The sequence below is a fragment of the Ruegeria sp. YKSF070 genome (genome assembly GCF_059612725.1).
The window spans coordinates 23,560-32,130 of sequence record NZ_JBXWRD010000047.1; the positions used below are offsets into that span (position 1 = coordinate 23,560).

An 8,571-nucleotide genomic window follows, 5' to 3' on the forward strand; every position below is an offset into this window, starting at 1 on the left:
AACCGTGAAGGAAATCCAGATGATATACGCCGTTTTCAAGGCCACCATAACCAACCCCGCCGCCCTGGCCAGTTATCGCGAACGGGCCGGCGCCGCCCTGGCCCGTCATGGTGGCAAGGTTGAGACCGCAACACCTGCCGCAACTGCCCTGGACGGAGCGCCCGACATCCCGGACGTGGCTGCACTGCTCAGCTTCCCGGACGCAGCAGCCGCGCGCGCCTGGATAGACGACCCGGATCTGGCCGAACTGCACGGCCTGCGCCGTAGCGCAGGCAGCACCGAGATCCTGCTTCTGGGTTAGGGCCGCGCGTTCAGCTGACGGATCGCCGAGGCCAGCCGCTCTGCCACCTTGCGGCTGGTCTTGCGCGACGGATGGATCAGGTCGGGCGCGAAATAGGTCAGACCACCGGGAGGCACGATATCCTGCATCGAAATGTAGAACACGCCCTCGTCAGTGTCGGCAAAGCGTGCAATCCGCGCTTCCAGCTCGTCACCGTCGTTCTTGCAGTGCTCGATCGGGGTCAGCAGATTGGGGCTACGCAGGTAGCCCGGATAGATCACCCGCGCCCCTTGGGCCCTTATCTGGCGGATCAGGTCGGGGATCTGGCCGCTCTCGCCATCTTCCGAGATCAGCCGGTTCATCACCGTGCCGCACCGGCCACATCCGCAGCCGAATAACAGATCGTTGCCGCCGCCATTGACCACCACCCAGTCCCAGTTTCCAGGCTCGTATTGATAGGGCACGTTCAGCCCGCGCCCCTCGTCGCCCTCGTCACGGGTGAGCATCCAGGCACCGCTGAAGGACCGGTCCACTACCGGCTGCCCCAGTTCTTTTGCCATCACATCCGGGATCGAGCTGCCCAATGCCGAGTTCCACGACAACAGCGAATCGCCGATCGCCAGGATGCGCGCATCCTGATTGCGGCTCACCGAGTCCTGGCAGGCCGCCAGAACCCCGGCAAAAGTGACAAGGAACAAAAGCGTGCGTAACATCCCGTCTCAACCCTCAGAACAATTCGAGTCAAATTTTCCCTCCGTAAAGTGACGGAAGAACCGGGCAGAAACATGGCACGAGGTGGATTTTCTGATGTGTTAACCCAGCGCGCGCACCGCGTGGTCCAGAACCCGCAATCCGGCAACCAGGTCCCGCTCGTCGGTATCTTCGGCAAAGTCATGGCTGATCCCGCCAATAGACGGCACGAACAGCATCGCCACCGGCATCAGGCGCGACACGTTGGTGGCATCGTGCAGCGCGCCCGACGGCATGCGCCGCCACCGCCCCGGCGCCACCGCTTCGGCCCCTTGTTCCAGTGCCGCACGCAGGGCCGGGTCCATCGCCACCGGCTCCAGCCCCAGGAGCGGACCAAAGCTCAGCTTCATGCCGCGCGCCTCGGCCACCTCCTGCGCGGTGGCACGGATGATCTCTTCCATCCGTGCCAGCCGCGCAGTGTCGCCATCCCGCCACTGCATCGAGAACCGCGCCCGCCCGGGCACGATGGACGAGGCGTTGGGATGCAGGCTGACATGACCGATGGTCCAGACGGTGCGCGGGGTGACCACGTTGCGGAACCGCTCTTCCAGCCGCGCGTTGAACTCACCCAGCGCCTGGAACGCGTCGCGGCGCAGATGCATGGGCGTGGTGCCGGCATGGTTCTGCTGCCCCTCGAATGTCACCTTCATGTCGCGGATCCCGACGATATCGCCAACCACCCCGATCTGCTCACCCTCTGTATCCAGCGTCGGACCCTGTTCGATATGCATCTCGACAAAGCCGGTGAACTGCGCCGGATCGACAAAATCGCCCGCCAGATCCGCCATCGACGCACGCGCCGTGGCAAAGGACACGCCCGCGTGATCGCTCAGCCCATCCGCCTCGGCCAGCGGCAGATGCCCCGACCAGATGGCCGAGCCGGTGGTGACCCCGAACCGCCCCTCTTCGTCTTGGAAACTGACGACCGAGACCGGCCTCGCGCTGCTCCGGGCGATTTCCAGCGCCGCGATCACCCCCAGCGCGCCGTCCAGCCAGCCGCCCTCCGGTTGGCTGTCGGAATGCGATCCCATCAGCAGCGACGGCCCCTCTGCCAGACCAAAGAGATTGCCGACCGGATCAAAGCGCACCTGCAACCCCGCCTCCTCCATCCGGCCCGCCAGCCAGCGCCGCGCCGCGATATCCGCCTCGGAATAGGCCGGCCGCACCACGCCCTTGCCAACCCCCGCCGCGCCAAAGCTGCGCAGCTTGTGCAGATCCTCCAGAAACCGCTCCGCGTTCACCGTCATCGCCTGTCCTCCCATCCCTTCATTTCGCCAAAAATACTCCCGCCGGAGGCATCCGCAACCAACCAAGGGCGCCAACGCCCGGTAAATTCGCGCAGTCGGCGCCAAACCCCTCTGGCCCCCGGCCCGATCCTTGCCTAAGAGTCTGCCCGAAGTGGAGGATGACATGTCTCACATCACCCTGATCCGTCACGGCCAGGCCAATACCCATGCCCGTGACGAGGCGAGTTATGATCGGTTGAGCGATCTGGGTCACCAGCAGGCACGCTGGCTGGGCTCGCATCTGGCCGACACCCGCGCTCATCATCCCCGCGTCTATTGCGGCACCCTGACCCGCCATCTGGAAACCGCCGCCAGCATGGGGCTCGCCGACGTGGTGCAGGACCCGCGCCTGAACGAGATCGAATACTTCACCCTCGCCGAGCTGTTCGAGGCGCAGCACGGGGTCGTCGTTCCCGAAGACCGCGAGGGGTTTGTCGAGCACCTGCCGATGACCTTCACCGCCTGGGCCGAGGGCCGTATCCAGGACGCGCCCGAAAGCTTCGAGCAGTTCGAAACCCGCGTTCAGACCGCGCTGGCCGAAATCGCCCAAGGGTCGGGGCCTGCCATCGTGGTCACTTCGGGCGGGCTCATCTCCATGGTGATGCGTCAGGCGATGGGACTGGATGTATCGGCGATGGCGCGGGTGGCACTTGCCATCATGAACACGTCGATGCATCGTCTCTACCCGATCGGCACGCATCTCAGCCCGGTGCTGTTCAATGCCGTCCCGCATCTGGAGGCCCCAGAGCGGCAGTTTGCTCAGACACATCTCTAGGGGGATCCGATGCAGCTTTATTGTGCGCCCGGCACCATTTCCGTAGCCGTCGCCATCGCGCTTCACGAGGCGGGGATCGAGCATGAGAAGGTACGGCTCGACTTTCGCGCAGCCGAACAGACCAAACCCGCCTACCACCAGATCAACCCCAAAGGCCGGGTGCCGGCGCTGGCTGTGCCGGGCGGCATCCTGACCGAGACCGGGGCGCTGCTAGAATTCATCGCCGACAGCGCGCCCGACAAGGGGCTGGTCCCCGCCGATCCGCTGCTGCGTGCCCGCATGCGCGAGGTGATGTATTACCTTGCCTCCACCATGCATGTGAACCACGCCCACAAGATGCGCGGTGCCCGCTGGGCCGATCAGGAGAGCAGTTGGGCCGACATGCGCGCCAAGGTGCCCCAGACGATGACCGCCTCGGCCGCCTATGTCGAGGCGAACGGCCTGCGCGGCCCCTTCGTGCTGGGCGAGGCGCTCAGCATCGCTGATTGTTATCTCTACGTGGTAACCAGCTGGCTCGAGGGCGACGGTGTCGATCTGGAGCCGTTCCCGAAAATCCGCGCCTTCCGCGCCGCGATGGAGGCGCGCGCCTCGGTCCAGGCCGTCAAGGCCGCCGGTCTGCTTTGAACAAAGGACAAGACATGACGCATCTCTGGGTCCGGGCCGAACAGCGCCCCAACGAGGAACGGGTCGGCCTGACCCCCGAAGGCGCCGCCACCCTGATCGCCGCCGGTATCCGGGTCACGGTCGAGGAAAGCTCGGTTCGCGCCATTGGTCTGAATGGGTACCGCGAGGCTGGATGTGAGATCGCGCTCGAGAACAGCTGGCCGGAGGCCCCGCGCGACGCCATCATCTTTGGGCTCAAGGAGTTGCCCGAGGACGGCACGCCCCTGCCGCACCGCCACATCATGTTCGGCCATGCCTTCAAGGGGCAGCATTCGGGCCGCCGGTTGCTTGAGCGGTTCAAGGCCGGGGGTGGCACGCTATACGATCTGGAATACCTGGTGGACGAGACGGGTCGCCGGGTAGCGGCATTTGGCTATTGGGCCGGCTATGCGGGCGCGGCGGTCACGCTCAAGGCCTGGGCCGCGCAGCAGCAAGACGGCATTTGCGGCCCTGTCGGCGTCTATCCCAGCAAGGACACGCTGAACGCGGCGCTCGCCGCTGAACTCGACGCCACCGGCGCGCCGCGCCCCCGCGCCATCGTGATCGGCGCCCTGGGCCGGGTCGGCACCGGGGCCGCCGACCTTTGTACCGCGATGGGTGTCGAAGTGACCAAATGGGACATGGCCGAGACCGCCAGCGGCGGGCCGTTCCCGGAAATCCTGGCCCATGACATATTCCTCAACTGCATCTTCGCCCGCCCCGGCACGCCGGTCTTTGTGCCGCGCGAGGCGCTGAGCGCACCCCGCGCCCTGACCGCCATCGGCGACGTGGCCTGCGACCCCGATAGCGACTACAACCCGGTCCCGGTCTATGATCGCGCCACCAGCTGGGACGCTCCGGTGCTGCGGGTAGCAGACAACCCAGTGCTTGACGTGATGGCGATCGACAACCTGCCCTCGATGCTGCCGGTCGAAAGCAGCGAGGACTATGCCGCGCAACTCCTGCCCTCGCTGCTGACGCTGACTGACCTGGAAACAGGGGTCTGGGGACGGGCACGGGCCACCTTCCTTGACCATCTGGAGGGATGATGGAAATCTATCTCGGATTTCTGGCCGGTACGTTGGGCACCATCTGCTGGATCCCGCAGGCCTGGAAAGCCTGGTCCAGCCGCAACACCGCCGGTCTGTCGCTGCCTTCGAACCTGCTGTTTCTGATGACAGTGTCGCTTTGGTTGCTCTATGGGCTGATGGTCGGTGACTTGCCGTTGATCGTCGCCAATGCCTGCGCCGCGGTGATCGTTCTGTCGATCATCACCGCCAAGTTGAAATTCGGATAAGGGAGAAACCCTCATGACCATCCATTGGTGTGGCACCGGCCTGTCGGCCATTCCCGGCCTGCGCCGCCTGATCGAGGCGGGCCATCCCGTCACCGTCTGGAATCGAACGGTCGAAAAGGCCCGAGCCGAGCTGGGCGACCTTACCAACGACATTCGCGCCTTTGACATCGACGCGCTTGGCGCGGTGCTGGCAAAGGGCGACGTGGTGGTCTCGATGCTACCGGGCGACTGGCACGTGCCACTGGCCGAACTTGCGATCACCAAGGGTGCGCATTTCGTTTCGTCCTCCTACATCTCGCCCGAGATGCGCGCGCTGGACGACCGCGCCCGCGCCGCCGGTGTGAGCCTGGTGAACGAGATCGGCCTTGATCCCGGCATCGACCACCTGATGGCGCATGAGCTGGTGGCCGATTACCGCGCCTCTGACGCGTTCGACGCCCAGAATCATCTGAGCTTCATCTCCTATTGTGGCGGTATCCCGAAACATCCCAACCCCTTCCGCTATAAGTTCAGCTGGTCACCGCTAGGCGTGTTGAAGGCTCTGCGCTCGCCCTCGCGCTCTATCCGCGACTATGCCCCGCTGGATGTGGCGCGGCCTTGGGATGCGATCAGTAGCTATACCGCGCCACTGCCCACGCCTGAAAGCTTCGAGGTCTATCCCAACCGCGACTCGCTGCCCTTCATGGGCCAGTACCACTTCGAGGAGCATTGGCCGGTCAAGGAATTCGTGCGCGGCACCCTGCGGCTGAATGGTTGGGCCGACGCCTGGGGCGATGTGTTCCGTGAAATCGAGACGCTGAAAGGCCCCGAGGGCGACGCTCGACTCAAGGAGATGTCCGACCAGTTCTGGACCGAGAACGCCTATGACGAAGGCGAACCCGACCGGGTCGTTCTCTGCGTCGGCCTGAAGGCAGAGAAGGACGGGCGCGAAGTCTGGCACAAATCCTATGTGATGGATGCCTGGGGCGACGCGCGCGGCACTGCCATGGCGCGGCTGGTCTCGATCCCGGTCTCGCTTGCGGTCGAGGCGGTTCTAAACCGCGAGATCACGGCAGGCGTTCATGCTGCCTCAAGCGACCCGAAGCTGACCCAACGCTGGATGGGAGAAGTAGGCAAGCTGGCGCAGCACCTGCAAATCGTCGATCACACCGTCTGAGCGGGGCGCTGCGTCCTCCCCTTCATTTCGCGCAAAAATACTCCGGGGGAGCCTACAAAATTCGACGAATTTTGTAGGCTGGGGGCAGAGCCCCCGCCCCCTCAGCCAACTCTTACATCAGATCGTTTTCCACATCCTCTGCCGAGATGCCCAGTGCATCCAGCCCGTTTTCCAGATGATCCGAAAGATGCGGCGAGCCCAGCAGATAGTCGGCGCAGGGGGTGGTTGCCTCGGCCTTGGCGGTCTCGATCGCCTCCCCCAGTTCCTCGGCCTCGAAACTGCCGCGTCCGATCCACATGATCGCGACCAACTCTGCTTGTTCGTCCTCGCTCATCCGGTCGATAAAGGCGCGCAGCTCTCCCTCAGCCCGGCTCAGCTCTCGCGCCATCATCGCCACCTGCGCCACCTTGCGTGCGGAAATCTCTAACATTCTGCCAACTCCTGTTCGCGTGTCCTGTTTCCATCAAACAGGCAACGGCCATCGCGTCTTTGATCTTACGCAAACTTGGCCGCACGCCAGAGGGCGCGAGAGAATTGTAATAGGCGCCCGATTTCCGGCGACCCCGACGCAGCTCTTGCGTTAGGTTCGGAACATGACCGATCTGCTGCTGCCCGACGACGACACACTGTATAGCGCACTCATGGCGCGCGATCCCGCCTGGGACGGTCGCGCCTATGTGGGCGTCACCTCGACCGGTATCTTCTGCCGGCTGACCTGCCCGGCGCGCAAACCAAAGCGTGAGAATTGTCGCTTCCTGCCCACGGTGGCGGCCTGTCTCGCCGCCGGATACCGCCCTTGCCTGCGATGCCGGCCGCTGCGGCCCGAGGGTGCGGGCGACCCTTTGGTAGCCCGCCTGCTCACCGCGCTCGAGACCGACCCGGCGCGACGCTGGACCGAGGGGGATCTGACCGAGATGGGCCTCGACCCCTCGACCGTGCGGCGCAGTTTCAAGCGGCAGTTCGGCCAGACTTTCCTCGATATGGCGCGGCAAGCACGCTTGCAGGCGGGGTTGACCACGCTGGCGCAGGGTGGTCGCGTGATCGATGCACAGCTTGAGGCCGGATACGACTCGCCCGCCGCTTTTCGCGCGGCGTTTGCACGGCATCTTGGCCTGCCACCGGGCAGCTTTCGCGCCAATGCAATGCTCCAGGCCGACTGGTTCGACACCCCCCTGGGCCCGATGATCGCGGTCAGCGACCGCACCCACCTGCATCTGCTGGAATTCGCCGATCGCAAGGCCCTGCCAACCGAGCTGAAGCGCCTGCACGCCAGTTGCAAGGGCGATCTGGGCTTTGGTCGATTGCCACCCATCGACCTGGCCCAGGCACAACTGACCGAGTTCCTGGCAGGGCAACGCTCCCGGTTCACCCTTGACCTGGCCTTGCACGGCACACTCTTTACCCGCCGGGTCTGGCAGGCTTTGCAGTCGCTGCCCGCCGGCAGCACGATCTCCTATTCCGATCTGGCCCGCCGATTGGGCCGACCCGAGGCGGTCCGGGCAGTCGCGCGCGCCAACGGCGCCAATCAGATCGCGATCGTGATCCCCTGTCACCGCGTTCTGGGCGCAGACGGGGCGCTCACCGGATATGGTGGCGGCCTATGGCGCAAACAGCGCCTGATCGAACTTGAACGGACCTATGCCCAGACCGAAAGGACATGCGCATGAACCAGATCGCCCTTGCCCAATCCTTTGCCGCGATGCACCGGCCCGGGCAACCGCTGATCCTCTACAACGCCTGGGATGCAGGCAGCGCGCAGGCGATCGCCAAGGCGGGCGCACGTGCGATCGCCACCGGTAGCTGGTCACTGGCAGCCGCGCAGGGTTATGCCGACGGGCAGCAAATGCCGCTGGAATTCGCGCTGCAAATCCTGTCCCGCATTGCAAGTCGGGTCGAGTTGCCGGTGAGCTTCGATTTCGAGGCAGGTTTTGCCAACCGCCACGGCGACCTCGCCACCAATACGGAACGCGTTATCGCCACCGGCGCGATCGGAGTGAATTTCGAGGATCGCATCATCGGGGATCGGGGTTTGCTACCCGTATCCGAGCAGGCCGCACGCCTGACCGCACTGCGTCGCGCGGCAGAGGCGACGGGTGTTCCGCTGTTCATCAATGCCCGCTCGGACGTGTTCTTTCAGGGCAACGCACCCGAGGATCATCCCGATCTGATGGATGAGGCGCTGACTCGTGCCCGCGCCTATGCCGAGGCCGGCGCGAACGGGCTGTTCCTGCCCGGGCTGGGCACTCCGGACCTGATCGGAGAAATCTGTGCCGCAGTCTCGCTGCCTGTGAACATCATGCAAACCGGCAAGACCCCCGACTACGCGCAACTGGCAGCACTGGGTGTCGCTCGAATTAGCCACGGTCCTGCCCCATGGGTCATGGC

General features: G+C 64.8%; 11 protein-coding genes. 8 read left to right on the plus strand and 3 right to left on the minus strand.

The annotated features are described in order from the left end of the window. Window positions 1–19: 19 nt before the first annotated feature. Window positions 20–301 (plus strand): DUF1330 domain-containing protein, encoded by a 282-nt coding sequence (locus AC2FL1_RS18910; RefSeq protein WP_496877944.1) that lies wholly within the window; start codon window positions 20–22, stop codon window positions 299–301. On the opposite strand, the gene AC2FL1_RS18915 is transcribed toward AC2FL1_RS18910, so the two are convergent. Together AC2FL1_RS18915 and AC2FL1_RS18920 are read right to left on the minus strand one after the other, a co-directional pair. After that, entirely contained in the window at window positions 298–993 is a 696-nt protein-coding gene (locus tag AC2FL1_RS18915; protein WP_496877945.1) for an SGNH/GDSL hydrolase family protein, read from the minus strand. The two genes, AC2FL1_RS18910 and AC2FL1_RS18915, sit on opposite strands and share 4 nt — an antisense overlap. A gap of 99 nt (window positions 994–1,092) precedes the next feature. Beyond that, a complete protein-coding gene (locus tag AC2FL1_RS18920) occupies window positions 1,093–2,277 on the minus strand; it encodes a Zn-dependent hydrolase (protein ID WP_496877946.1) in 1,185 nt (394 codons plus the stop codon). A 163-nt stretch (window positions 2,278–2,440) separates the two neighbouring features. On the opposite strand from AC2FL1_RS18920, the gene AC2FL1_RS18925 reads away from it, so the two are divergent. Genes AC2FL1_RS18925 through AC2FL1_RS18945 form a run of 5 tightly spaced genes read left to right on the plus strand, consistent with a single transcriptional unit; the run spans window position 2,441 to window position 6,186 of the window. Then, window positions 2,441–3,091, plus strand: a complete 651-nt coding sequence (locus AC2FL1_RS18925; RefSeq protein WP_496877947.1) for a histidine phosphatase family protein — start codon at window positions 2,441–2,443, stop codon at window positions 3,089–3,091. Window positions 3,092–3,100: 9 nt separating this feature from the next. Then, entirely contained in the window at window positions 3,101–3,715 is a 615-nt protein-coding gene (locus AC2FL1_RS18930) for a glutathione S-transferase family protein (protein WP_496826449.1), read from the plus strand. Between the two features lie 14 nt (window positions 3,716–3,729). Further along, entirely contained in the window at window positions 3,730–4,782 is a 1,053-nt protein-coding gene (locus AC2FL1_RS18935; protein ID WP_496877948.1) for a saccharopine dehydrogenase, read from the plus strand. After that, on the plus strand, window positions 4,782–5,030 hold the full coding sequence (locus tag AC2FL1_RS18940) for a SemiSWEET family sugar transporter (protein WP_234144326.1): 249 nt from the start codon (window positions 4,782–4,784) through the stop codon (window positions 5,028–5,030). The genes AC2FL1_RS18935 and AC2FL1_RS18940 overlap by 1 nt, the downstream gene beginning before the upstream one ends. A gap of 13 nt (window positions 5,031–5,043) precedes the next feature. Further along, the gene (locus tag AC2FL1_RS18945) at window positions 5,044–6,186 is read left to right on the plus strand and encodes a saccharopine dehydrogenase family protein (RefSeq protein ID WP_496877949.1); all 1,143 of its coding nucleotides are present in this window, start codon (window positions 5,044–5,046) and stop codon (window positions 6,184–6,186) included. A gap of 112 nt (window positions 6,187–6,298) precedes the next feature. On the opposite strand, the gene AC2FL1_RS18950 is transcribed toward AC2FL1_RS18945, so the two are convergent. After that, window positions 6,299–6,616: a DUF3775 domain-containing protein gene (locus AC2FL1_RS18950; RefSeq protein ID WP_496826455.1), complete on the minus strand. Its 318-nt coding sequence runs from the start codon at window positions 6,614–6,616 to the stop codon at window positions 6,299–6,301. Between the two features lie 163 nt (window positions 6,617–6,779). On the opposite strand from AC2FL1_RS18950, the gene AC2FL1_RS18955 reads away from it, so the two are divergent. Both AC2FL1_RS18955 and AC2FL1_RS18960 read left to right on the plus strand, forming a co-directional pair. Then, window positions 6,780–7,853 (plus strand): bifunctional transcriptional activator/DNA repair enzyme AdaA, encoded by a 1,074-nt coding sequence (locus tag AC2FL1_RS18955; protein WP_496826457.1) that lies wholly within the window; start codon window positions 6,780–6,782, stop codon window positions 7,851–7,853. Continuing rightward, window positions 7,850–8,571, plus strand: a 722-nt coding sequence (locus AC2FL1_RS18960; RefSeq protein ID WP_496877950.1) for an isocitrate lyase/PEP mutase family protein, incomplete at its 3' end; no start/stop codon positions are given. The genes AC2FL1_RS18955 and AC2FL1_RS18960, both read left to right, overlap by 4 nt.